Origin of the sequence: Pseudonocardia zijingensis (genome assembly GCF_042657305.1) — a bacterium.
GTDB lineage: Bacteria > Actinomycetota > Actinomycetes > Mycobacteriales > Pseudonocardiaceae > Pseudonocardia > Pseudonocardia zijingensis.
Genome location: NZ_JBHSKO010000003.1, coordinates 137,842 through 161,908, shown reverse-complemented (window position 1 = coordinate 161,908; position 24,067 = coordinate 137,842). Strand labels below are relative to the sequence as shown.

At 73.8% G+C, this 24,067-nt stretch carries 19 protein-coding genes; 14 read left to right on the top strand and 5 right to left on the bottom strand.

The features are described 5' to 3' along the window. Window positions 1-17 precede the first annotated feature (17 nt). The 4 genes from ACFPL3_RS07935 to ACFPL3_RS07920 all read left to right on the top strand — a co-directional run bounded on the left by ACFPL3_RS07935 (window position 18) and on the right by ACFPL3_RS07920 (window position 5,942). Window positions 18-2,918: an arabinosyltransferase domain-containing protein gene (locus tag ACFPL3_RS07935; RefSeq protein WP_343941938.1), complete on the top strand. Its 2,901-nt coding sequence runs from the start codon at window positions 18-20 to the stop codon at window positions 2,916-2,918. Between the two features lie 97 nt (window positions 2,919-3,015). Continuing rightward, window positions 3,016-4,923, top strand: coding sequence for a glycosyltransferase (locus tag ACFPL3_RS07930; protein ID WP_343941937.1), 1,908 nt, complete (start codon window positions 3,016-3,018; stop codon window positions 4,921-4,923). 102 nt (window positions 4,924-5,025) lie between these two features. Next, the gene (locus tag ACFPL3_RS07925) at window positions 5,026-5,505 is read left to right on the top strand and encodes a hypothetical protein (protein WP_343941936.1); all 480 of its coding nucleotides are present in this window, start codon (window positions 5,026-5,028) and stop codon (window positions 5,503-5,505) included. Further along, the gene (locus ACFPL3_RS07920) at window positions 5,505-5,942 is read left to right on the top strand and encodes a helix-turn-helix domain-containing protein (RefSeq protein WP_343941935.1); all 438 of its coding nucleotides are present in this window, start codon (window positions 5,505-5,507) and stop codon (window positions 5,940-5,942) included. Before ACFPL3_RS07925 ends, ACFPL3_RS07920 begins: the two co-directional genes overlap by 1 nt. Window positions 5,943-5,952: 10 nt before the next feature. Here the strand turns inward: ACFPL3_RS07920 and ACFPL3_RS07915 are convergent, their stop codons facing one another. Further along, window positions 5,953-7,962 (bottom strand): glycosyltransferase, encoded by a 2,010-nt coding sequence (locus ACFPL3_RS07915; RefSeq protein WP_343941934.1) that lies wholly within the window; start codon window positions 7,960-7,962, stop codon window positions 5,953-5,955. A gap of 150 nt (window positions 7,963-8,112) precedes the next feature. Here ACFPL3_RS07915 and ACFPL3_RS07910 point away from each other — a divergent pair, with 150 nt between their 5' ends. From ACFPL3_RS07910 to ACFPL3_RS07875, 8 genes are all read left to right on the top strand, one after another. Next, window positions 8,113-8,205 carry a putative leader peptide gene (locus ACFPL3_RS07910; protein WP_343941933.1) on the top strand — a complete coding sequence of 31 codons (93 nt, stop codon included), beginning with the start codon at window positions 8,113-8,115 and terminating at the stop codon, window positions 8,203-8,205. A gap of 58 nt (window positions 8,206-8,263) precedes the next feature. Further along, entirely contained in the window at window positions 8,264-9,493 is a 1,230-nt protein-coding gene (locus tag ACFPL3_RS07905) for an ROK family transcriptional regulator (protein WP_343941932.1), read from the top strand. A 217-nt stretch (window positions 9,494-9,710) separates the two neighbouring features. Beyond that, window positions 9,711-10,676 (top strand): TauD/TfdA dioxygenase family protein, encoded by a 966-nt coding sequence (locus ACFPL3_RS07900; RefSeq protein ID WP_343941931.1) that lies wholly within the window; start codon window positions 9,711-9,713, stop codon window positions 10,674-10,676. Between the two features lie 27 nt (window positions 10,677-10,703). Further along, window positions 10,704-11,756: an ABC transporter substrate-binding protein gene (locus ACFPL3_RS07895; protein WP_343941930.1), complete on the top strand. Its 1,053-nt coding sequence runs from the start codon at window positions 10,704-10,706 to the stop codon at window positions 11,754-11,756. A gap of 5 nt (window positions 11,757-11,761) precedes the next feature. Further along, window positions 11,762-12,619 carry an ABC transporter permease gene (locus ACFPL3_RS07890; protein ID WP_343941929.1) on the top strand — a complete coding sequence of 286 codons (858 nt, stop codon included), beginning with the start codon at window positions 11,762-11,764 and terminating at the stop codon, window positions 12,617-12,619. Beyond that, the gene (locus tag ACFPL3_RS07885) at window positions 12,595-13,320 is read left to right on the top strand and encodes an ABC transporter ATP-binding protein (RefSeq protein ID WP_343941928.1); all 726 of its coding nucleotides are present in this window, start codon (window positions 12,595-12,597) and stop codon (window positions 13,318-13,320) included. The genes ACFPL3_RS07890 and ACFPL3_RS07885 overlap by 25 nt, the downstream gene beginning before the upstream one ends. Next, window positions 13,317-14,663 (top strand): LLM class flavin-dependent oxidoreductase, encoded by a 1,347-nt coding sequence (locus ACFPL3_RS07880; RefSeq protein WP_343941927.1) that lies wholly within the window; start codon window positions 13,317-13,319, stop codon window positions 14,661-14,663. The genes ACFPL3_RS07885 and ACFPL3_RS07880 overlap by 4 nt, the downstream gene beginning before the upstream one ends. 47 nt (window positions 14,664-14,710) lie before the next feature. Further along, window positions 14,711-15,931, top strand: a complete 1,221-nt coding sequence (locus ACFPL3_RS07875) for an MFS transporter (RefSeq protein WP_343941926.1) — start codon at window positions 14,711-14,713, stop codon at window positions 15,929-15,931. A gap of 142 nt (window positions 15,932-16,073) precedes the next feature. Here ACFPL3_RS07875 and glf read toward each other — a convergent pair whose 3' ends face one another. Next, a complete protein-coding gene (glf, locus tag ACFPL3_RS07870; protein WP_343941925.1) occupies window positions 16,074-17,267 on the bottom strand; it encodes a UDP-galactopyranose mutase in 1,194 nt (397 codons plus the stop codon). A 126-nt stretch (window positions 17,268-17,393) separates the two neighbouring features. Here glf and ACFPL3_RS07865 point away from each other — a divergent pair, with 126 nt between their 5' ends. Together ACFPL3_RS07865 and ACFPL3_RS07860 are read left to right on the top strand one after the other, a co-directional pair. After that, entirely contained in the window at window positions 17,394-19,370 is a 1,977-nt protein-coding gene (locus ACFPL3_RS07865; protein WP_343941924.1) for a DUF6541 family protein, read from the top strand. Window positions 19,371-19,387: 17 nt separating this feature from the next. Next, complete coding sequence (locus ACFPL3_RS07860; protein WP_343941923.1) at window positions 19,388-21,043, top strand: hypothetical protein; 1,656 nt, start codon at window positions 19,388-19,390, stop codon at window positions 21,041-21,043. Here the strand turns inward: ACFPL3_RS07860 and ACFPL3_RS07855 are convergent. Genes ACFPL3_RS07855 through ACFPL3_RS07845 form a run of 3 tightly spaced genes read right to left on the bottom strand, consistent with a single transcriptional unit; the run spans window position 21,040 to window position 24,064 of the window. Further along, window positions 21,040-22,740, bottom strand: a complete 1,701-nt coding sequence (locus ACFPL3_RS07855) for a hypothetical protein (RefSeq protein WP_343941922.1) — start codon at window positions 22,738-22,740, stop codon at window positions 21,040-21,042. The two genes, ACFPL3_RS07860 and ACFPL3_RS07855, sit on opposite strands and share 4 nt — an antisense overlap. Continuing rightward, window positions 22,737-23,645 carry a glycosyltransferase family 2 protein gene (locus tag ACFPL3_RS07850; RefSeq protein WP_343941921.1) on the bottom strand — a complete coding sequence of 303 codons (909 nt, stop codon included), beginning with the start codon at window positions 23,643-23,645 and terminating at the stop codon, window positions 22,737-22,739. The genes ACFPL3_RS07855 and ACFPL3_RS07850 overlap by 4 nt, the downstream gene beginning before the upstream one ends. After that, a complete protein-coding gene (locus tag ACFPL3_RS07845) occupies window positions 23,642-24,064 on the bottom strand; it encodes a DUF2304 domain-containing protein (RefSeq protein ID WP_343941920.1) in 423 nt (140 codons plus the stop codon). The genes ACFPL3_RS07850 and ACFPL3_RS07845 overlap by 4 nt, the downstream gene beginning before the upstream one ends. Window positions 24,065-24,067 lie beyond the last annotated feature (3 nt).

Sequence of the window (24,067 nt, the reverse complement as noted above, 5' to 3'; positions counted from 1 at the left end):
CGAATTAGGCTTCGCGCGTGCTTCCGCCCGCGCGGCCGGCGCTCGATCCCCGCCGGGCCGCCGGCGTGTTCGGCCTGCTCGCGGTGCTCGCCGCGGTGGTGTTCCCCTTCGCCCCGGTCGAGCAGCCCGAGGCCACCTACTCCTGGACGGCTGCCGACGGCGCCGCCGCCATCCCGCTGCTGCCCTACCAGCCCGTTCAACTCAGCGCCCGCACGAGCTGCGCGACGGCCCGCGACGCGCCGCCCGAGCAGGTCCTGCTGTCCACGGTGCCGGTGCAGACCGCACAGGGCGCACCGGCACTGCATGGTCTGCTGCTCACCGGGACGGGCGGGGCGGTGCGGGTCGAGAGCGCGGGCGTGGACCTCGGCACGGTGGACCTCCCGGCGGGCGACTGCACGCTCGCGGTCGTCTCCGACCCGCAGCGCACGTCGGTGCTCATCGACGGCGAGCAGGTGCTCGCCCGGAACGGCGACGTGCGACCCGAGGTGGCGGGGGCCTTCTCCGACGTCCGGTCGGGGGTGGAACTGCAGCTGTCCACCGACACCCGCTTCGAGACCGCGATCTCGCCGTGGAAGGCCGCGATCGGCGCCGTCGGAGTGCTCGCGCTGCTCGGCGCGCTCGCCGCCCTGCACCGGATCGACCGGGAGGCCGGGCGGCACGTCCGGCTGCTCCCCCGGCGCTGGTGGCGGCCACGGGCGGTGGACGCGGCGGTCACCGCGCTGCTCGGCGTCTGGTGGGTGATCGGGGCGATCACCGTGGACGACGGCTACATCGCGGGCATCGTGCGCAGCATCGGCGGCAACGGGTTCGTCGGCAACGCCTACCGCTGGCTGAACGCCCCCGAGGCGCCGTTCAGCTGGTTCTACGACCTCTACCACCTGTGGTCGCTCGTCTCGCCGTCGACGCCGTGGATGCGCCTGCCCTCCACCCTGCTCGGCCTGCTGCTCTGGTGGCTGCTGTCGCGGCTGGTGCTGCCCCGGCTCGGGCGGTTCGCGCACCGGCGGTGGGTGCCGTGGTGCGCCGCGCTGGCGTTCGCCACCTGGTGGGTCCCGTTCGGCCTCGGGCTGCGGCCCGAACCCTGGGTGGCCGTGGGCACGCTCGCCGTGTTCCTGGCCGTCGAGCGGACGCTGGCGACCGGGCGGCTCCTGCCGCTCGCGATCGGGCTCGTGCTCGCGGGCGCCACCACGGCCCTGACGCCCGCCGGCCTGATGGCGGTGGCCCCGTTCCTCGCCGCCGGGCTCCCGCTGCTGTCCCGGCTGCGCGGGCGCCGTGACCTGCACCCGGCGGCGCTGGTGGCGGTGCTGGTGGCCGCGGCGGCGTCGGCGGTGTACCTGATGGTGCCCGACCAGAGCCTCGCCGGGATGCTCGAGGCGGTGCGGGTGCGCACCGCCGTGGGCGGTGGCCAGCCGCTGTTCGAGGAGACCGACCGGTACCGGCGCCTGCTCGAGTGGACGTTCCAGGGCGCGATCGGGAGAAGGGCCGCCGTGCTGGTCACGCTGCTCGCCGCGGCCGGCGTGCTGTGGTCGCTGCGGCGCACGCGGGTGGGGATCGCGCCGGGCCCGGCCCGGCGCCTCGTCGTGGGGCTGCTGATCAGCATGGCGGCGCTGTCCCTGTCGCCGACGAAGTGGACCCAGCACTTCGGCGACCTCGCGGGATACGGCGCAGCCGTGCTCGTGCTGGGGGCGGTGGCCTGGTCGGCGGCGCCACTGCGGCCCCACCCGCGCGCGTTCGTCGCGGGACTGGCCGCCACCACCGTGGTCGGCGCGATCGTGCTGGCCGGCTACAACCTCTGGCCCTACCAGGGCGCGTGGTTCACCCCGACGTTCAGCACCCTCTCCCCCCGCGTCGCGGACATCCCGGTGGCGACGATCGTGCTGGTGGTCGGCGGGGCGGTGGTGGCCGTGCTGCTCGCCCGGTGGACGTGGCAGGACGCGGGCGGCTCGCCGCGCAGCCCGCTCCCCCGGTGGCTGCCCGCCCCCGCCCCCGTCCTCGCCGTGGTGCTGGTTGCCGTGCTGGCGCTGCAGGTGCTCACCGTGGTGCGGGTGGCGGTGACCCACCGCGACAGCTACACACTCGCCTCGGACACCCTCTCCACCCTCGCCGGCAACCCCTGCGGCCTGCAGGAACGCCTCGCGGTGGAGACCGACCCCGCGGCCGGGGTGCTACCGGCCCTGGACGGTGCCCCCGTCGGCACGCTGCTGGTCGACGTGGGCGGGCGCCCCGTGCCCGGGGTGGCGGTGGCCGGCCGGACCACCACCCCGTGGGCGGCGCTCGACCCGCGGCAGCGCAACGGGGAGCTCCCCGTGGTGGTCACGACCTCCGGCACGCTGCAGCCCGGCGACGGGCTGTTCCTCGAGTTCGGCGACGGCGCCGGGGTCGTGGAACGCAGGCCGATCGCCCCGAGGCTGCCGGTCGAGGACGACATCCGGGAGCTCGCCCCGCCTGCCGCCTCGACCGTGCGCCTGGCCGTGGACGCCCCGGAGGGCGGCCGCGCGCTGGCGTCGCTCCCGCGGGCGCCGCGGCTGACCCCGATGTTGGAACTCCTGCCGCCGGGCACCAGCGCGCTGCTGGACTGGCCGGTGGCGTTCCTGTTCCCCTGCCTCACCCCGGAGCCGCTGCCGTTGGGCACCGCGGCGCTCCCGGACTGGCGCGTCGCGCCGCCCCTGGACAGCACGGAGACGCACATCACGTACGGGCCGAAGTACGGCGGCCCCTTCGTCGCACCACGGATGCTGATCGCCGAACGGCGGATGCCCACCTACCTGGCCGGAGACCCGCTCCGCGACCCCGGGCAGCTCTACCGCTGGCTGCCGATCACCCCGTTGGCACGCCCCGAACCCACCGTCACCTGGCACACCGTGGCCGGCTGGCACGCCGACGGCCGGGCTCGGGTGCCGGAAATCGATCCGATCGGGTAACCCCCGGACCACGGCCCGTGCCACCCGGCCCCCACAATGGCCGCACAGGCAAGGACCCCGTGACAACGGCACCGACGACCGGAGGACGGCCGCGCGCATGCTTCGCACATCCGACAGCACGGATCGGGCCACCACGCCCGCCACGGAGGAGCCGCGGACCGGCTCGGCGCCGGCCCGGCTGCTGGCCCAGCGGGGGCTGTTCTTCGGGCCGTCCGCCCTCGTCCCCGAGGACCTCTACTCGCGGGTCGAGCAGGGCACCGCGCGGCGCGAGCGGAACCGGGTGACGCTCGCGCCCGGCTCCCTGGTGAGCACCAACACCTACTTCGGACGGTTCCACGCCACCTACTGGCAGCGCTGGACCGACGTCGGCGAGGTCGAGGTCACGGCCGTGGCCACCGGCACCGGCCGGCTGCGGCTCATGGCCTCCGACACCAACAAGGTGTGGCGGATCGTCGCCTCCGTCGACGTGGAGGACGGCAAGGACACCGCGGTGCGCCTCGTCGGCCCCGTCGACCGGTTCGTCGACGGCGGCGGCATGTGGGTCGAGATCAGGACGGAGACCGGCGAGCTCACCGTCTCCGACGTGCGGTGGACCGTGGCGAGCGCGCGCCCGGTGCCGCCCACGGACATCGCGATCACCACCCACAACCGCGTCGACGACTGCCTCAACACCCTGCAGGCGCTCGCGCGCGACCCCGAGGCCCTCGAGCACATCCGCACCGTCCACGTGGCCGACCAGGGCAGCGACCCCATCGAGTCGCGCGAGCGGTTCGCCGAGATCTCCGCGGCGCTCGGCGAGCGGCTCGTCTACGTCCGCCAGCCCAACCTCGGCGGGGCGGGTGGCTTCGCCCGCGGCATGATCCACGCCACCGACGGTTCCCTGGACCAGCACGCCGACGTCCTGCTCATGGACGACGACGTGCACCTCGAACCGGAGCTGCTGATCCGGCTCACCGCCTTCTTGGCGAGCACCCGCCACCCGATGATCGTCGGCGCGCAGATGCTCAACCTGCTGCACCCGGGCCACCTGCACATCTCGGCGGAGTACGCCGACCCCGAGGTGCTGGCGATGGGGCTGAAGATGCCCGGCGCCCTCCGCGAGGCCTACCTGCTGGGCCTGGACGACCGGAACCTGCCGATCAACCAGGAACGCCGCGTCGACACCGAGTACAACGGCTGGTGGTCCTGCCTGATCCCGGCCGCGGTCGTCCGGGAGATCGGATACCCGCTGCCGCTCTTCCTGCAGTGGGACGACATCGAGTACGGCTACCGGGCCCGCGCCCACGGCTTCCCCACCGTCTCCCTCCCCGGCGCCGGCGTGTGGCACGCCGACTTCGGGTGGAAGGACGGCGACGAGTGGCAGCGGTACTTCACGATCCGCAACGGGCTGATCATGGCCGCACTGCACTCCGGGTTCTCCATCCGCCGGATCACCGGCCGGCTCGCCCAGCTCGTCTCCCACCAGCTGGTGGCGATGCAGTACGGCATGACGGCCACGCTGCTGCAGGCCGTGGAGGACTTCCTGAACGGCCCCGAGATCCTCTGGGACGGCTCGGCGGGTGCCCTCGCGCGTGTCCGCGAGATCCGCAAGGCCTACCCGGAGACCGTGATGCACCCGATGTCGGAGGCGGGTGGCGAGTTCCACGACCGCCCGGTCGTCCGCGCGGCGAACGAGCCCGGCTCCGAGACCCTCACGTTCCTGAAGCGGGTGGCGTATCACGCGGCGGACCGGGCGGCGTACCGCACCGGCGCCGTGCCCGCGGGTGACGCGCACTGGTGGCATGTCTCCCTGTTCGAGCGCGCCATCGTGACCGACATGTCCGAGCAGGGCTACCGGGTGCGCACGCGCGACCGGCAGGAGGCGATCCAGCTCGCCCGCCGGGCCGCCCACCTGCTGCGCCGCTTCGTGCGCGAGGCCCCCGCCGTGGCGGGCCGCTTCCGCGCGGAGGCGGGGCGCCTGTCCAGCCGCGAGAACTGGGCGCGGCTCTACGGGCTGGACGACTGACCGGACTCCCTGTTCCTGCCGGCCGAGTGCCGGTGATGTGCCGACGCTGTTCCTGTTCCGGCCGGCCGGCTCCCGGTTGAGTGATCGTCACCGGAGCCGCCGGTGGCGAGTTCACTCTCGCGCGACCAGCAGGAACAGGAGTTCGAGATGCTCAACCTCGCACGTCGGGCAGGCCGCACCGTGATCGTCTCGCTGGCGGCGGGCGGCGCGGTGCTCGGCCTGGCCGCGCCGGCCGTGGCCGCACCCGAACCCGCGCCCCCGGCCGCGTCCGAGTCGCACTGCAGCGATCCCTTCAGCGCCGTCGGTGTCTGCTACGAGTTCACGAAGGGTGAGACGCCGGAGGAGTCCACCGTCACCGCCAGGGTGATCAGCACGGACCTCAGGCTGGACGGCGCCCTCGTGGTGCTCGAGGCGTGCGACGGCCCGGACAGCTGCAAGCCGGTGGGGGTCGCGACCGGCAAGGACACCTTCGAGGTCAGCGTCACGCGGCCCTACGGGCGCGGGGTCGGCTTCTACCGGGCCAACGGCAGCTGGGTGGACGCGAACCAGGGCTTCCACACGGGGATCACGTCGCCTACCTGATGCCCGCCGATCGGCCGTCCGCGGTTGCTCCGGACGGCCGATCACGGCGCGGGGATGCAACCCGGCGCCGCCTCCCACGTCGTTCTTGGTACAGGGACGGACACGACTGGGGGGTCGATGTGACTGTCTTCGGGGACCAACTCCGCAATCACCGGTTGCGAGCCGCGCTCACGCAGGAGGAGCTCGCCGAGCGGACCGGCCTGAGCGTGCGAGCACTTGGCAAGCTCGAATCGGGGGAGACGAGCAGGCCGCGGCCGACCACCGTGCGGCTGCTGACCGACGGGCTCGGGCTCGCCGAGCCCGAGCGCGTGTCGTTCACCGCCGCGGCGTTCGGCGTCCGACCGCTCCGCCCTGCCCCGCCGCGCCGCAGCGGGCTGCTCGGCCGGTTCCTCGCGGCGGCCAGGTCGGACCCGGACGCCCGCGAGGCCACCGCGTAGGGCGCGACGTTCAGCTCTTGCGGTCGAACACCTCGCGGGCCCACGCGTCGCGGCTGGTGAGCTCCGGAAGTGCGGCCCGGTAGCGGCGCTGCAGGTCGGGCCAGGCCTTCGCGAGGTGCCGGTACTCCGACACCGCGGTCCGGAGCATGGTGCGGAACAGGGCCGGGTCGCGACGGCGGAACGTGACCCCGCGCCCGTCCGGGGTGGCCACGGTGGCGGAGTCGAGCCGCGACAGCACGAACCACTGCGCGTGCCGCGCCGGGACGTTGCGCTGCGGCACCACCTGGTGGGTGGGGTCGGGGGAACGCAGGTTGTGCAGCACACCCCGCGCCAGCCCCTTCACCGCCCCGACCTTGCCCGACGGCGGCTCCGGGAACAGCTGGGCCGACATCGCGTCGAGCTCGGACAGTGGCACCTGGGTGGCCGAGTCCAGCGGCCTGCCGTCGTCGAACTCGGCGCGCTTCGCGCGGATGTCGCCGAGCACCGTGGGCAACGTGGGGAACAGGTGCTCCGGGCCGGTGAGGAAGTCGCGCACGGCCATCTGCTGCAGCGCGACCGCGGAGTACTCCAGCAGCAGCAGGTGGCGCAGCGTGCGCTTGAACGTGTCGCGCAGCAGCGCCGTGGGGTTGTCCGGCCCGTGCAACGCGGCCGCCACGAACCGGTTGCGGTAGTGGAAGTAGGCCTGCCAGTCGCTGGTGTCGTCCTTCTCGAGGAACGACATGTGCCAGATCCCGATGCCCGGCACCGTGGCCGTGCGGTAGCCCTTGGCGCGGGCGCGCAGCCCGTACTCCGCGTCGTCCCACTTGATGAACAGCGGCAGCGGCATGCCGACGTCCTCCGCGACGGCGCGCGGGATCAGGCAGGTCCACCAGGCGTTGTAGTCGACGTCGACGCGCCGGTGCAGCCACGGCGTCTGGCGCAGCGGCCCGGCGGCCAGGTCGTGGTGGGGCTCCGTGCCGGGCGCGTTGCGCCACAGGAACGTGCCCCGGTCGACGACCTCGCCCATCGTGGAGAGCTGCGAGCGGGCCTGCAGCGACAGCATCTGCCCGCCGACGAGCATCGGCGAGCGGGAGTAGCGGGAGAAGGCGACGGCCCGCAGCACCGAGTCCGGCTCGAGCAGGATGTCGTCGTCCATGAAGAGGATCTGCTCGCAGTCGGTGTGCTCGAGCGCCTCGTACATGATCCGCGCGTAGCCCCCGGACCCGCCGAGGTTGGGCTGGTCGACGATCTTGAGCTTGTCGCCCAGCACGGCGGCGGCTTGCTCGAAGCCCGGCTCGTCGCGCACCTTCTCGGAGCCCTGGTCGGACACGATCACCGCGGTGAGCGCCTCGCGCACCAGCGGGTCCTCGCCGAGCGCTGCGAGCGTGGCCACGCAGTCGGCGGGGCGGTTGAACGTGGGCGTGCCCACCGCCACCGCGGCCCGGCCCGACGGCTCGTCGGCGGCGTACCAGCCGCCCCCGAGCAGGGTGAGCTCGCCCTCGTCGGTGGTGAGGTCGAACCAGTACCAGCCGCCGTCCTCGAACGGCCGCAGGTCGAGCGGCAGGTCGAGGTCCTGGCGGCCCGTCACCACGACGCCCCGCTCGAAGATGGTGGAGCCGTCGGACTTGGTGCGGTAGACGTCGACCCGGCCGGCCCCGTCCAGCGACAGCTTGAGGTGCACCTCGGTGAGCCGGCTCCAGCGCCGCCAGTACCCGGCCGCGAACCCGTTGAAGTAGGCGGCGAAGGACACCTCGCTCTGCTCCGGCACCACGGCCGAGGTGCGGGAGGTGGCGCGCAGCCTGCGGGTGCTCACCGCCGTGCCCGCGAAGCTGATCTTCTTCGGTTCCGCGCCGCCGGCGACGTCCGGCACCGCTGTGAGCCGCAGCCCCGTGCGTTCGTCGAGGTAGAGGGCGCGAACGCTCATCGGGTCGCCCGTGCGCGGCAGGATCACCCGCTGCAACAGGTGGCCGTCGGCGGCAGGCGGGGTGGAGCCGCGGCGGCCCGCCGGCTTCGGGCGGGGCGGCGTCTCGGAGATCGTCATCGAGGATGGGTCCTCTGTCGTCGATGGCCGGGGCTGCTGAGCGCGTGCGCGCCCGGCTCCCGAGCGTAGCGACGCCGGTTGCGGCTGCTCGCCCGCGGGGTGTGGGGCAGGTCATGGCGTGGCGCCGCGCGCGTCCGGGAGGATCGGCGCATGTCCCAGGCCGCGACGCTCCGGGCGCGCCGCCACGTCGACCTGCGCAGGCAGGCGAGCGCGCTCTGTGCCGCCCCCGCCGCACGGGGCTGACGCACCAGACACCCGCGCGGCCCGCCGCCCGTACCTCGGAACGACGGCAGGGACGTCCATGCCCAGCACCCTCCTCCCCACCCCCGACGACGGTCCGGGTCGCCCGCTCGACGCGGGCGACGGCAGGCGCGGCCAGAACGCCGCGGCCGTGCTGCGCGCGGTGCTCGATCACGGGCCGGTCGCCCGCAGCACCGTCGGGCGGCTCACCGGGTTGAGCACGGCGGCCGTGAGCCGCCGGATCGCCGACCTGTCCGACCTCGGCCTCGTGCGCGAGCGGCCCGTGCCCGCGGCGCGGCCCGCGGTCGGACGCCCGCACGTGCCGGTCGACCTCGACGTGCGCCACCACGTCGCCGTCGGCGCGCACATCGCGGTGCTGCACACCACGCTCGTGCTCATGGACCTGCGCGGGCGGGTGCTGGTCGAGGAGCGCGTGCCCCACGGGTCAGACCGCTCGGCGTCGGCCGTGCTCGACGACCTGGCCATGCGCACGGCCGCGTTCCTCGACGCGCACCGGGCGGGCCGCCGTCCGCTGGGGGTCGGCGTGGCGACCGGGGGGTGGGTGGACCCGGCCCGCGGGGTGGTGGTCCGCCACCGCGATCTGGGCTGGCACGACGTCCCGGTGGGTGACCTGCTCGCCGAGCGACTGGGGCTGCCGGTGGCGGTGGACGGCCACGCGCGTGCGCTCGCCCGGGCCGAACAGCTCTTCGGGCGGGTGCGCGAGCGGGCGCGGTCGAGCCTGGTGCACCTGTTCGTCGGCAACGTCGTCGACGCCGCCATCGCGACCGGCGGCGCGGTGCACGAGGGCCCGGACGCGGCAGCCGGGCACGTCAGCCACCTCCCCGTGGGTGGCGACACGCCGTGCGTCTGCGGGCGCCGCGGTTGCCTCGCCGCCACGGCGGCCGAGCGGGCCGTCGCCGGGCGGGCCGTGGCCGAGGGCCACCTGCGCGCTCCCCTGTTCGCCGACGTGCTCGCGGCGGTGGAGGCGGACGAGCCGTGGGCGATGGGCCTCCTGCGCGACCGTGTGCGGGCCATCGGCCGCGCCGCGGCGCTGCTGCTCGACGTGATCAACCCGGACGTGCTGGTGGTGTGCGAAGCCGGGACGTCCCGCAGGCCCGAACTGCTCACCGACCTGCGCGCGGAGGTGGCCCGCCACTCCCACCGCGGACCGGACGTGGCGCGCACGGTGGTGGCCGGGTCGTTCGGTGTGCGGGCGCTCGGGGTGGCGGCCGGATCCGTGGTGCTCCGGGAAACGTACGAGCGCCCCCTCGATTCACCTGCACGGATTTAATTGCTGTCGTCCGAAAATTGACTTCCGGACGCCCTCCTGCACACGATGGATACATGAGCGCACCGCTTCTGAACAGGGCATGTCTCCCCTGTTGCGCTCGCTGTCGCTGATCGCGACCACGTCCTGAGAATCTCTCCCGGACCTGTCCGAACAATTCTGCCGGGCAATGGTCCGGGCATTTTCCCGGCAGTTCTCGAACCACCGAGAGAGGATCGTCATGACCATCGCACCCGAGCAGACCGGGCTGACCGTCCGGCCCGTCGCGGGCCACATCGGCGCCGACGTCACCGGCATCGACCTCGCCGGCCCCCTCGACACCACCACGGTGGAGCAGCTCACCGCCGCGCTGCACCGCTACAAGGTGATCTTCTTCCGCGGGCAGGAGCTCGACCACGCCGCCCAGATCCGGTTCGGCCGCACCTTCGGCGAGCTGACCTACGCCCACCCGCACGACGAGGCGCCGCCGGAGGGCCACCCGGAGATCTTCACGATCGACCCCGAGCGCTACAAGCAGCGCTACGGCGACGAGGCCGTCAATGCCCAGCGCCGCCGCAAGTACAGCTACGTGGCGGGCTGGCACACCGACGTCACGGCCGCGGTGAACCCGCCCGCCGTGTCCGTCCTGCGCGCCGAGGTCGTGCCCGAGATCGGCGGCGACACCACCTGGACGAACCTCGTGGCCGCCTACGAGGGGCTCTCCGCCCCGATCCGGTCGTTCGTCGACGGGCTGCGCGCCGAGCACCGCTACGGCGGCGACGAGGCCCCCAAGGGGGACACGGCCTACGCGCGCCGCATCAACGACAACCTGCTCGTCTCCGTCCACCCGGTGGTGCGGGTGCACCCGGTCACCGGCCAGCGGGCCCTGTTCGTCAACCCCGGCTTCACCAGCCACATCGTCGACGTCGAACCGAGGGAGAGCCGCGCGATCCTCGACCTGCTGTACGCCGAGATCACGCGGCCGGAGTACACGGTGCGGTTCCGCTGGGAGCCCGGCAGCGTCGCGGTGTGGGACAACCGGGCCACCGCCCACCTCGCCCCCGGCGACCTCGCCCACCTCGACGTCCGCCGCACCCTGCACCGCGTCACGGTGATCGGGGACCGGCCCGTCGGCCCGGACGGCTTCTCGTCCGAGATCGTCGCCGGGCGCCCCTTCACGGCCGACCACGCCGTGGTCGTCGACTGACCGCCCGAACCGTCGAAAGGGACGACCGTGTCTGGTCGACTCACCCGCAGATCCCTTCTGCTCTCCACGCTGTTCGCCGCCGCGGGGACCGGCCTGGCCGCCTGTGCGGGCGGCGCGGCGGCGGGTCCGACGCTGGCCCCGGACGCCGCGCTGCCCACGTCGGTGCCACCTGGCACCGTGCTGCGGATCGCCTCCAACCAGCGCGTCCAGGACCTGGCCCTCGAGCTGTCGGGGCTTCTCGACGACCTGCCGTTCACCGTGGCCGAGTGGGTCAACCTGGGCGCGGGCCCGGACATCATCAACGCCTTCCGCGCCGAGTCGCTCGACGTGGGGCTGAACGCGGGCATCCCGCCCATCCAGGCCCACTACCAGGGGTTCGACGCCAAGATCGTCGGCGTCCGGCACACCCGGGAGCCGAAGTACCTGCTCGCCACGCGCCCGGGCTCCCCCATCGGGGACGTCGCGGACTTCCGGGGCGCCCGGCTGGCCTTCTCCCAGGGGCAGGCGCAGGGCGTGGTGCTGCTGCGCGCGCTGCAGCAGGCCGGGATCCACCCGGACGAGGTCCAGCTGGTGCCGCTCGCGAGCACCCAGTTCCTCACCGCCCTGCAGTCCGGGCAGGTCGACGTCGCCCCACTGGGCCTCGCGCAGGTGCCGAAGTACCTGCAGCAGTACGGCGGCGACGGGGCCCGGGCGCTGCGCACGGACGTGGTGGACCTGCTCACGGTGCTGTGGGCGCCGGACCAGGTGCTCCGCGACCCGGCCAAGGCCGCGGCGATCGCAGCCTTCGTGCCGCTGTGGGCTGCGTCCACCACCTGGACGTGGGAGAACCCGGAGCCGTGGGCGCAGGCCTACTACGTCGACACGCAGAACCTCACCCTCGAGGCGGCCCGGGAGATCATCGCGCTCGGCGACAAGCCCTACTTCCCGCCCAGCTGGGACGAGGCGATCGCCTGGGAGCAGGAGACGGCGGACCTGCTGGCGCAGGGCGGGTTCGTCGACCCGTTCGACGTCACGGGTCTCTTCGACCGCCGCTTCGAGCCCCTGGCAGCGGCGGCCGTCTCCGACGAGTACCGGAAGTAGTGACGATGACCGACACCGTGCAGACCGACACCGTGCAGATCGCCGCGCCCGCCCCGGTCGCGAGCTCACCGCCGCGCCGGGCCCGCACCCGGCGGCTCGCACCGGGCCGCAGGCTCCCGTTCGCCCGGGTCCTGGGCCCGGTGCTGGTCCTGGCCCTGTGGGCACTCGTGTCCGTGCTCGGGCTCACCGACCAGCGGGCCCTCCCGGCACCGTGGACCGTGTTGGTGTCCCTCTGGGACGTCTGGACCACCGGCACGCTGCGCAGCGACATCCTCACCTCGCTGCAGCGGGCGAGCCTCGGCTTCGTCTTCGGCCTCGCGGGCGGCGTCGTGTTCGCGCTGCTGGCGGGCCTCACCCGGGTCGGGGAGGCCCTCATCGACGGCACCGTGCAGGTCAAGCGGGCCGTGCCCAACCTCGGGCTGATCCCACTGTTCATCCTCTGGCTCGGGATCGGCGAGGCCTTCAAGGTCGTCATCATCGCCCTCGGGGTCTTCGTCCCGATCTACATCAACCTCGTGTCGGCGCTGTCCGGCATCGACAACCGGTACGTGGAGCTGGCCCGGGTCGTCGGCCTCACCCGTGCCCAGTTCATCCGGCAGGTGGTGTTCCCGGGTGCGCTGCCGGGCTTCTTCGTGGGCCTGCGGCTGGCGGTCACCGGCTCGTGGCTCGCGCTAGTGGTGCTCGAGCAGATCAACGCCACGAGCGGGCTCGGCTACATGATGTACCAGGCCCAGAACTACGGGCAGACCGATCTGATCATCGTGGGCCTGCTCATCTACGGCGTGTTCGGCTTCGTCTCCGATTCGCTCGTCCGGATGCTCGAGAGGAGCGCGCTGTCATGGCGACGCGGCCTCAGCTCGTGACCCCGCAGGCGCTGCGCGTCACGGACCTCGTCCGTTCCTTCGACGGACGGGCCGTCCTCGACGGCGTCGACATCGAGATCCCGCCCGGCCAGTTCGTGGCGCTGCTCGGGCGCAGCGGCTCAGGCAAGTCCACGTTGTTGCGCGCCGTCGCCGGACTCGACGACGAGGTGGCCGGCAGCGGCGTGCTCGAGGTGCCCGAGCAGCTCTCGGTGGTCTTCCAGGACTCCCGGCTGCTGCCGTGGGCCCGCGTGCTGGACAACGTCGTCCTCGGCCTGGGCGGCACGGATCCCCGCGGACGCGGGCGCGCGGCGCTCGCCGAGGTGGGGCTGGCCGGGCGGGAGCGGGCGTGGCCGAACGAGCTGTCCGGCGGCGAGCAGCAGCGGGTGGCGCTCGCCCGGTCGCTCGTGCGCGAGCCGGCGCTGCTCCTGGCCGACGAGCCCTTCGGCGCGCTGGACGCGCTCACCCGGATCCGGATGCACCGACTCCTGCGCGACCTGTACGACCGGCACCGGCCCGCGGTGCTGCTGGTCACGCACGACGTGGAGGAGGCGGTGACGCTCGCCGACCGCGTGCTCGTGCTCGACGCGGGCCGCGTCGCCGTCGACCGGCCAATCCCCCTCGACCGCCCCCGCCACGCCGCCGACCCGCGGTTCGTGGCGCACCGCGAGTCCCTGCTCAGCGCACTCGGAGTGGACCGATGACCCGACAGCTCTCCCTCAACGCCTTCATCTACCCGGCCGGCCACCACGAGGCGGCGTGGCGGCACCCGGCCACCGCGGCCGAACGGATCTACGATGCCTCCTACTACCAGGAGATCGCCCGCACGGCCGAGGCCGGCACGCTCGACGCCGTGTTCTTCGCCGACGGGCCTGCCCTGCAGGGCGACGTCGCCCACAACGCCGTCGGCAGGCTGGAGCCGATCACGCTGCTGACCGCCATCGCCGCGGCCACCGAGCGGATCGGCCTGATCGCCACCGCCTCCACCACGTACTACGAGCCGTACAACCTGGCGCGGCTGTTCGGCTCGCTCGACCACATCTCGGGTGGGCGGGCCGGCTGGAACATCGTCACCACCGGCACCGACGCCGCGGCCGCGAACTTCGGGCTGGACGCGCACCCGCCGCACGCCGAGCGGTACGCCCGGGCGGCCGAGTTCGTGGACGCCGTGACGGCGCTGTGGGACAGCTGGGAGGACGACGCCGTCGTGCTGGACCGCGCGGCCGGGGTCTACGCCGACCGGTCGAAGATCCACGAGATCGGCCACACCGGGCGGTACGTGCGGGTGAAGGGGCCGTTCAACCAGCCGCGCCCGCCGCAGGGACACCCGGTGCTGGTGCAGGCAGGCGCGTCCAATGACGGGCGCGCGTTCGCGGGCCGGTACGCCGAGGCGATCTTCACCGCCCACCAGCGGCTCGCCGACGCGCAGGTGTTCTACGCCGACATCAAGCAGCGGGCCGCGCAGCTGGGGCGCAGGCCCGACCACGTGAAGGTCCTTCCCGGGATCAGCCCGTTCATCGCGGGCACCGAGGCGGCCGCCCACGCCCTCGAGCGGGAGTTCAACGAGCTCACGGTGCCGGAGTACGGCCTGCGCCAGCTCGAACGCATGACCGGCGCCACCCTCGGCCACCTCGACCTCGACGGCCCCGTGCCCGCGGAGCTGTTCGCGGACGCGGGGGACGTCACCGACAACCGCCGCAGCCGCCTGCAGGTGGTGGCCGGAATCGTGGAGCGCGAGCGCCCGACCGTGCGGCGGCTGCTGCACCGGCTGGCGGGGGCGCGCGGCCACCGGGTCTTCGCAGGCACCCCGGAGCAGGTGGCCGACACCATCGAGGAGTGGTTCACCTCCGGCGCGGCCGGCGGGTTCAACGTGATGCCGCCCCACTACCCGGGTGGGCTCGAGGTGTTCGTCGAGACGGTCGTGCCGATCCTGCGTGAGCGCGGGCTCTTCCGCTCGGAGTACACCGGGCGCACGTTGCGCGATCACTTCGGGCTGCCCCGGCCCGGGAACCGGTTCGCCGAGCAGGCCGCGGCGGCCGCCGGGTGAGGTAGCTTGCTTCTCGGCAAGCAATCACACCGGCGGGAGGAGCAGGGGTGACGTCCGAGGCGGGCACTCTGCGGCGGCTCGCCGTCCCGGTGTTCCTGCCCGCCGCGGTGTTCGGCGTCGGGCAGGGCGCGGCGGTGCCGGTGGTGGCGCTGCAGGCGATGGAGCTCGGGGCGTCGGCGGGCGGCGCGGGCCTGATCGTGGGGCTCCTCGGGCTCGGCATGGTGCTCGGCGACCTGCCCGCGGGCCGGATCGTCGCCCGCATCGGCGAACGCCCGGCCGTGCTGCTCGGGAGCGGGGTCGGGGCCGTCGGCGCCGCACTCTGCCTGCTGTCCTGGACGCCTGCCGTGCTCGCGGTCGGCGTCGGGCTGTACGGCGTGGCGGCTGCGGTGTGGGCGCTGGCCCGCCAGGCGTACATCATCGAATCGGTCCCCGTGGGGCTCCGGGCGCGGGCGCTGTCGGCGATGGCAGGCCTGAGCCGGCTGGGCACCCTGATCGGGCCGTTCCTCGGCGCAGGCGTCATCTACCTGCTCGGGCCGCGGGGCGGCTTCCTCGTGGAGCTGGTGGCCGTGGTCGTGGCAGGGGCCCTGATGGCGGGCATGCCCGCCGTCGGGTCCGACCGCGGCGGCGGGCGCCCCACCCAGCCCCTCCTGGCGGTGCTGGTGGCCCACCGGCGCGTGCTGCGCACGCTCGGCTTCAACGCACTCGTCATGGGCGCATCCCGGGCCTCCCGCACGGCCGTGCTGCCGCTGTGGGCCGACCACATCGGGCTCGACGCCACCACCACGAGCCTGCTGTTCGGCGTCGGCGCCGCGGTCGACGTGGCCATGTCCTACCCGGCGGGCCGGTGGATGGACCTGCGCGGCCGCCGCCCCGTGGCCGTCGCGTCGCTGGCCACCTTCGCGGCGGCGCACGTCGCGCTCCCGCTCACCGGCGGCGTGCTCACGCTCGGGCTCGTGGCCGTGCTCATGGGCCTCGCCAACGGGCTGAGCAACGGCCTGATGATGACCCTCGGCGCCGACGCCGCCCCCGAGGAGGGGCGGGCCGAGTTCCTCGGCGCCTTCCGCCTCTGCCACGACTCAGGCGCCCTCGCCGGCCCGCTGGTGCTCGCCGCCGTCACCGCGGTCGCCACGCTCGGCATCGGCTCCGTGGCCCTCGGCGCCCTCTCGGCGCTGGGGGCGGCCGGCATGGCGCGCTGGGTGCCGCGCCAGGCACCCCGTAACGCCCGAGATCAACCGAGCGAGCATCCCTCCGGTAAACGTGGAGGGTGATGCAGTGGAACTGCTCGTACTGATCGGGATCGGGTGCGTGTTCGGATTCTTCTTCGGGCGGTGGCGGACGGAGAATCGCCGCGCCCGCTACGACATGGTTCGGACCTGGGAGGGGCGGAGGGGTTACCGGGGCCGGTGAACCTCAGTCCTCCGCCGACTCCGTGCCCGACAGCGCCTTGCCCTCGGTGAAGTACGGGCGCAGGCGGTTGTCGAACATCGTGAGAGCCGACCCGATCGCCATGTGCATGTCGAGGTACTTGTACGTGCCGAGCCGGCCGCCGAACACCACGTTCGCGTTGGCGGTCTCCTTGCGGGCGAGCTCGCGGTAGCGCTGCAGCTTGGCCCGGTTGTCCGGGGTGTTGATCGGGTAGTAGGGCTCGTCGCCCGATTCCGCGAACCGCGAGTACTCCCGCACGATCACCGTCTTGTCGGTGCGGTAATCGCGCTCCGGGTGGAAGTGGCGGAACTCCAGGATGCGGGTGAACGGAACCTCGGCGTCGTTGTAGTTGATCACCGAGGTGCCCTGGAAGTCGCCGGTTTCGACGATTTCCTGCTCGAAGTCGAGGGTGCGCCACCCGAGCTCTCCCTCGGAGAACCCGAAATAGCGGTCCAGGGGGCCGGTGTAGACGACGGGCGTGCCGGCGGGGATCTGGTCGCGCACCTCGAAGTAGTCGACGTCGAGCCGCACGTCGATGTTCGGGTGGTCGGCCATCCGCTTCAGCCAGGCGGTGTAGCCGTCGACCGGGAGGCCCTCGTACTTGTCGTTGAAGTACCGGTTGTCGAACGTGTAGCGCACCGGCAGCCGCGTGATGATCGACGGGTCGAGCTGCGACGGGTCGGTCTGCCACTGCTTGGCGGTGTAGCCCTTGATGAACGCCTCGTACAGCGGGCGGCCGACCAGCGAGACCGCCTTCTCCTCGAGGTTCGTCGCGTCCTTGGTGTCGATCTCGCCCGCCTGCTCGGCGATCAGGGCGCGGGCCTCGTCGGGGGTGTGCGACCGGCCGAAGAACTGGTTGATCAGCGCCAGGTTCATCGGGAACGCGTAGACCTGGTCGCCCGCACGGGCGAACACGCGGTGCTGGTAGCCCGTGAACTTCGTGAAACGGTTCACGTACTCCCACACGCGCTCGTTGGACGTGTGGAAGAGGTGGGCGCCGTAGCGGTGGATCTCGATGCCGGTCTCCGGCTCGATCTCGGAGTAGGCGTTGCCGCCGATGTGCGAGCGGCGTTCGAGCACCAGGACCCGCTTGTCCAGCTCGGAGGCGGCCCGTTCGGCCACGGTGAGGCCGAAGAAGCCGGAGCCGACGACGACGAGGTCGTATCCCGAGTAGGTCACGCCCCCGGAGGGTAGTGGTCGGTGTGGCACGCGCCGACCCTGGCATCACCGAAGACCCGGTGACCGACGTGTAGGTTCGCGGCCGGTCGCCGCGTTCGGGCGACGCATCGACTGGGGGTTCGGCTGGTGAGCGCAGGCGCGCAGGTGGTGGCGCTCTACGCATTCACCCTCTGGGTGCCGGGTCTCGTGCTCGGCGCCCTCGTCGGCATGCGTGGCTGGACGCTGGCCGCGGCCGCCCCGCTGCTCACCTACTCCCTCGCCGGGCTCTTCGGCCCGGTCTTCGCCGCGCTCGACACGGCGTGGACCCCGACCAGTGCGGGCCTGCTCTTCGTGGTGCTCTGCGCGCTGGCGGTGCTCGGGCGCATCGCCGCGCAGCACCCGTCGCTCGCGCGCCGGTTCGGCGGCCGGCTCGCCCTCGGGGCGCAGACCGCCCCGGATCGCGTCTGGACGCCCTGGGCGCACGTCGTGGTGGCCGCTGCCCTCGGCGCGATCGTCGTCCTCGGCGGCACCGTGATCTGGGCGGGCCTGGGCCAGCTCTCCGCGATCCCCCAGGACTGGGACGCCGCCTTCCACGCCAACGGCATCCGGTGGATCGCCGAGACCGGCGACAGCAGCCTCACCGGGATGGCGAAGGTCAACTGGTACGAGGACGACGTCGAGGTCTTCTACCCCAACGCCTACCACCTGCTGGCCGCGATCGTGTTCCAGGTCGCGGGCACGGACATCCCCACCGTCCTCAACGCGCAGACCGTGCTGCTGCCCGGGATGGGTGCGCTGACCATCGTGGCGCTGGTGCACCGGTTCCGGGGCCGGGCCGTGCTCGCGGTGACCGCGGCCGGCTGCAGCGTCGCGGTGACCTCCTTCTACGACATGTTGTGGCGCGGGCCCCTGTTCCCGTTCGTCACCGGTGCGGTGCTGATGCCGCTGGCCGCGGTGCTCCTGCTGGACGTCCTCGACGCGCGGGGGCTGTGGCAGGTGGGCCGCGGCCTGCTGTTCGGGCTGGGGCTGCTCGGCATGATCGCGCTCAACCCGGCCACGCTCTTCACCGCTGCCGTCTTCGTCTTCCCCGCGATGGTGCAGCGCTGGGCCGGCCGGCCCCGGCTGCTGCTGCGCGAACCGCTGGTCGTGCTCGCCGCGGGCGCGGCGGCCGCGGCGCTCGCCCTGCCCCAGGTGCTCGGGTCCATCGGCAGCGCGTCGGGCGAGCCGGTGTACGACTGGCCCGCCGAGCTCACGCAGTCCGAGGCGCTCGGCGAGCTGCTCGCGCTCGGCCACGACGGCCTGCACCCGCAGTGGTGGCTCGTGCTCGTGGCCGCCATCGGGGTGGCGGGGCTGTCCCGGCTGGGCGGCCTGCGCTGGATCTTCGCGTCGGGCTTCATCTTCGGCACGATGTTCGTGCTCGCAGCCTCGTCCGACGAGCCGTGGGTCAACACGCTCACCCGGCCCTGGTGGAACGACCAGTGGCGGCTCATCGGCATGTGCGTCGTGCCCATCGCCGTGCTGGCCGGTCACGGCCTCGCCGAGTTGCAGCGGCACGCGGCCGGGGGGATCCGGGCGCTCGCCGCGAAGGTCGGCGCCGGGCCGCCCGCGGTGGCGCGCCACGCGTCGACGTTCGTCGCGGCCGGTCTCGTGGTGGGCCTTTTCCTCGTGGCCACCGAGGACATGTACCTGGGCCGGAACGTCACGCGGATGCGCCTCGCCGCGCCGGACGGGCCCGTCGTGTCCTCGCTGGAGGCCGACGCGATGCGCGTCCTCGCGAGGCTGGTGCCGCCCGACCAGCGCGTGATGAACGACCGCGGCGACGGCTCCGCGTGGATGTACGCGATCGCCGGCGTGCGCCCGGTGGCGGGGTTCTACAACTTCTCGCGGGTCGGGCCGGACGCGGACCTGCTCACCGCCCGCTTCAACAACTACCCGGTCGACCGCTCCGTGCGCGCCGCGGTGGCCCGGCTCGACGTCTCCTACGTGGTGCTCGGGCGCGGGTTCGTCCGCACGGACTGGCGGCGCGCCCCCGGCCTGCTCGGCCTCGACGACGCCCCCTGGCTGGAGACGGTCTACCGCAACCGGGACGCGGTCATCTACCGGATCAGGGCACGCCCGAGCTGAGCCATACGCTGTGCGCCGTGTCTGCGCGCACAGAGGCGGAGGCCGACGGGCTCGACCTGACGCCCACGGCCCCGGCACCCGACCGGCCGGGCAGGCTCGTGCGGGTCGCGGTCGCCGCGGGCGAGGTGCTCGCCTCGGCGGGTGCCGCGCTGCTCTCGGTGCAGCTGAGCTCGTCGGTGGACATCGACCCGCTGAACCGGGTCGGGCAGGTCAGCGGCCTCGCGGCGCTCGACCTGCGGTTCGTGCTGCTCGGCCTCGCGGTGCTCGCCGCCTGCGTCACCACGGCCCGCTTCCCGCGGGTGTTCGCGGTGGTCAGCCGTCTCGCGTGCGCCGCGGTCGCCGGGCTCGCCACCGGGCTCGTGGCGGGCGGTGTGGTGCTCGCGCTGCACGGCACGTCGTGGGGCCTGTTCGCGAACTGGGGCGACGCGGGCCAGCTCATCCGGTGGGCCGACGACATCGTCGCCGGCCGTGGGGTGCCCCCCGACTACCCGCCCGTCGCGCTGCACATGATCGCCCTGTGGTCCGAGATCACCGGCGACTCGACGGCCGGCGGGCTGCGCGCGTCGCAGGTGGTGGGCACCGCGCTGTTCGGCCCGCTGGCGTACCTGTCGTGGCGGCTGGTGCTGCCGGCCCCGTGGGCGCTGGCGGTGGCGCTGGTGGCGGCGATGCCGCTGCTGGAGCCGTACAAGCCCTACACCACGGTCGTGCTGGTGGCGCTGGTGCCGCTGCTGATCGCGTTCCTGCGGGTTCTCCACCGCGCCGCCACCACCGGCTGGACCCGCATCGTGGTCACGGGGGCCGTGGCCGGGCTGGCGCTCGGGGCGCTGTTCTGCGTCTACTCGGGATGGTTCCTCTGGTCGGCTCCGGGCGCGCTGGCCGCCGTGCTCGTCCGGTTCCCGTGGCGCGCCCCGCTGCGCGGCCTCGCGCTGCTCGGACCGGCAGCGGCCGGGTTGGTGGCGGTGGCGTGGCCGCACCTGTTCGGGCTGCTCGCCGCCGCGGGCACCGTGCAGGACCGCTACTTCTACTTCGACACCAACGTGGAGCCCGCCTACATCGCGATGTGGCGCAACGACCTGCCCGGCAACGTCGGCCCCTGGCCGCCCCCGGGGGAGCTGGCCGGCGTCGGCGTGTTCACGGCGCTGCTGGTGGTGGGGCTCGGTGTGGCCGTCGCGGTGGCAGGCCGGCGCACCGCCGTGATCGCCGTGGGAGCCCTGCTGGCGGGCGCGTGGGTGCTGCGGCTCGCGATCGCGTCGCAGATGTACGCCACCCAGACCGTGCAGCTCTACCCCCGCACCACCGCGGAGATCCTCTTCTGCCTGCTGCTCATGGCGGTGTTCGCCGCCCGCTACGGCGGCAAGCGGCTGCACGACGCGTGGCGGGCCCGCACCGCAGCAGGAAACGGCGGCGTTCCGCGGAACGCGACACCGGTCATCGGCGCCATCTGCGCGGCGCTGCTGCTCGGGCTCTCGATGGGCTCGGCCACCGCCGACCGGTACCTCCCCCGCCACGACAAGTCGGTGGGGCTGCTGGCCTACGTGGCGCAGCACGTGCGGCAGCCCGACGGCACGTGCCCGCGCTTCAGCGGGCCGAACGGCTGCGCGCCGGACCCGGGAGCGCTGCTGCGGGGCGAGTGGCGGCCCGGTGGTGACCCGGGTTCCCCAGGAGGTGGCTAGGGCGACGGCACGAGGAGGTCCCCGCAGGATGCCCGTGGTGAACGGCGGGCCGCCTCGTCGGCGACCAGCGCGGCGTCGGCACGCGCCCGGAGCGCGCTGAGGTCACCCGGGCCGAGCACGTCGCTACGCACCCAGTCGGTGACGCCGGCCGGGCTCGTCGCGATCCGGTCGTAACCCTCGAACATCCGGCGGTCGGTGAGCAGCTCGGTCATCCGGGCCCAGTCGGGGTTGAGGGTGATGAACGTCGGCCGCACCTCGGTGAGGAGGTGGGTGCGCAGGCCCTCGAGGTCGCCCGCGGCCCAGTACCGGGCGATCCGTTCGTCGGCGAGCCCGACGAGGTCCACCAGCCGCAGGTCGCTGACGAGGGCGGCACCCCCGAGGTCGGGCGCCGCGAGCACCGGGTCGGGGACGTCGACGACCTCGGCGTAGGAGTTGACGGCGCGCCCGGTGTTCTGGGCCACCAGGCACAGGGGCGCGGTCGGGGCGGCGCGGAAGGCGCGGGCACCGTCGACGAGCGCCAGCCCGGACACCGCAGCGGCCCCCACCGCGAGCAGAGCCACGACGACGCGGGCCCGAGCGGCGAGGAGCGGGGCGGCGATGTCGGCGGCGACGACACCGACGAGCGCACCGAGCGGCCACACCGGGGTGGCGAAGCGGAGCTGGCCCATCCAGTCCGGGGCCAGCACCCCGAAGGCCAGCACGGCGAGGGCGAGCGGCACGAGCAGGGCCACCAGCGCCCGCCGCGGGCCGGGCCGGGTGAGCGCGGCCCCGACTGCGGCGACGGCGAGCAGTGCGGCCGGCCAGCCGACGTAGGTCAGGAGCTCCCCGGGCCGGGTGGCGGCCGCGAGGCCGGGCAGGCCCTGTGCCTTGGCGATGGCCGTGTTCGGCACGAACTCCCCGAACACCGCGAGCCGCCAGGCCAGGTAGGCACCGGTTGGCACGGCCACGACCAGCAGGCTGAGCCCGGCGGCGCGGACCGCGCGCCCGAGGTCGGCACGCTGCAGCAACAGGAGCGCCGCGAGCGGGAACGCCCCCGCGTAGACCAGGCCGTCCGGGCGGGTGAGCGCGGCCAGCGCGGCGAGCAGGCCGCACCTCACCGCGGTGGCCGGTGTGAGCAACTGCCCGGCGACGACCGCGCGCACCAGCACCGCCGCGATCCCGGCCGCGGCGAGCGCGAGCAGCGCGTTCTCCAGCCCGGACACGGTCCAGATCACGAAGGACGGCACGGCGGCGGTGACGAGCCCGGCCGCGGTGGCGACCAGCACCGGTCGGCGGGACATGGCGGACGCCACCGCGTAGCAGCAGGCGAACACCCCGGCGACCAGCAGCAGCGCGAGCAGCTTCGGGAACGCGACGTAGTCGGGCACGCCGAACCACGCGCCCCGGTCGAACAGCCCGAGCCAGCGGCCCAGCACGAGCAGTCCGAGCCATGCGGGGTTCGAGAAGCCCTCCACGGGGTCGGCTCCCGGTTGCAGGACCGGGCCCGCCCCCGTGGCGACGGATCGGGCGTAGGCGAAGGTGATCCCGGCGTCGTCGATGATCCACCGGCCGTAGAGCAGGGCGTGGACGCCGAACGCCGCGGTGGGCACCCCGATCGCGACGGCCGGGCGCAGCCACCACGCCGTGGGGGCGCGGTCGTCGAGCGCGCCGGCCATCCGCCTCGCCGCCCCGAGTGGGCGCCGGACCGTCACGGTCATGCGCCGAAGGCGTGCCGGGCCAGCGTGCGGACCCCGCCGAGCCCGCCGTGCCGGGCGGCGGCCGGCAGCCGGGTGAGCGCGTTGAGCCGCGACGACAGGTGCCTGCGCGCGGCACGGGCGGCGCGCGGCCAGCCGCGGACAGCCATCCGGTCGGCGGTCTCCAGGAAGAACGCGCGCTCCTCCGCGAAGCGCCTGCCGTCGGCGGCGTGGGCGGAGGACACCGACGCCTCGTGACGCCGGTAGCGGAAACAGGTGGTGGGCTCGACGAGCAGCGACTCGCCCTCCAGCACGAGGTCGAGCACGAGGGCGAGGTCCTGCACCACGTCGACGCCCTCGCGGAAGCCGGTGCGCCGCAGCGGCTCGGACCGCCAGCAGATCGACGGGAAGTACAGCCAGTTGCCGCGCAGGAGGCTCACCGCAAGGTCCTCGCCGGAGAGCTCGGTGGCCTCGGTGAGCCGCGGCGCGTAGACCCACCGCTTGCTCAGGTCGACCAGGGATCGGGCCGGGGCGCCGTCGGCGCCGACCACCTCGACGCCCGGCTGGATGATCGCCGCCGCCGGGTGTGCCACGTGGGCCCGGCGCACGGTGCCGACGTAGCCGGGGAGGAGGAGGTCGTCGTTGCCGACGAGCACGGCGAGGTCGTGCTCCACCAGGTCGACGCACTGCTGGAAGTTGCGGTTGATGCCCAGGTTGCGCGGGTTGAGCCGGTAGCGCACGCGCTCGTCGCCGAGGTCGGCGCACCACTGCGCGAGCGCGCCGTCGGCCTTCTCGCCGCTGTCGTCCACCACCGTGAGGCGCCAGTTCGGATCGTCCTGGGCGAGCACGCTGCGCACGGTCTCCTGCACCAGGTCCAGGCGCCCGTAGTGCGGCAGCATGATGTCGACGGTGGGGCCGGCGGTGGTCACCGCTTGCCGTCCTCGGCCCCCACCGGCGCGCGGTCGCCGTCGCCGGTGGCCACGCTGACCACGTGCGCCGAGCGCAGCCCGCGCTCCTTGTTGACGAGCTCGGCCTCCCGGATGGCGACCGTGCGGGCCAGCTCCGTGTAGCGGCGGTCGACCACCCGGAACCGCTGGTACATGCTGAACATCCCGGCCATGAACGCCACGACCAGCGCGTACAGCACGAGGTCGGTGCCGCGGCCGACGCCGAGGAAGTGGGCGATCACCGAGAGGTCGTCCGGCCGCATCACGGCGTAGACGTTCGCCACGGCGAAGAGCACGAGCGCGATCCGCTTGCTCGCCTGCACGTAGATCGTGCCGGAACTCCGCACGAAGACGTACATGATCGTCAGGACGGCGAGCACGAGGATGAACTGGATGAGCACGGC

Coding starts and splice junctions, on each gene's coding strand:
- ACFPL3_RS07880 (WP_343941927.1), top strand. CDS start 13,317: ATGACCCGACAGCTCTCCCTCAACGCCTTCATCTACCCGGCCGGCCAC.
- ACFPL3_RS07900 (WP_343941931.1), top strand. CDS start 9,711: ATGACCATCGCACCCGAGCAGACCGGGCTGACCGTCCGGCCCGTCGCG.
- ACFPL3_RS07930 (WP_343941937.1), top strand. CDS start 3,016: ATGCTTCGCACATCCGACAGCACGGATCGGGCCACCACGCCCGCCACG.
- ACFPL3_RS07910 (WP_343941933.1), top strand. CDS start 8,113: ATGTCCCAGGCCGCGACGCTCCGGGCGCGCCGCCACGTCGACCTGCGC.
- ACFPL3_RS07905 (WP_343941932.1), top strand. CDS start 8,264: ATGCCCAGCACCCTCCTCCCCACCCCCGACGACGGTCCGGGTCGCCCG.
- ACFPL3_RS07915 (WP_343941934.1), bottom strand. CDS start 7,962: ATGACGATCTCCGAGACGCCGCCCCGCCCGAAGCCGGCGGGCCGCCGC.
- ACFPL3_RS07855 (WP_343941922.1), bottom strand. CDS start 22,740: ATGACCGTGACGGTCCGGCGCCCACTCGGGGCGGCGAGGCGGATGGCC.
- ACFPL3_RS07890 (WP_343941929.1), top strand. CDS start 11,762: ATGACCGACACCGTGCAGACCGACACCGTGCAGATCGCCGCGCCCGCC.
- ACFPL3_RS07885 (WP_343941928.1), top strand. CDS start 12,595: ATGGCGACGCGGCCTCAGCTCGTGACCCCGCAGGCGCTGCGCGTCACG.
- ACFPL3_RS07920 (WP_343941935.1), top strand. CDS start 5,505: ATGCCCGCCGATCGGCCGTCCGCGGTTGCTCCGGACGGCCGATCACGG.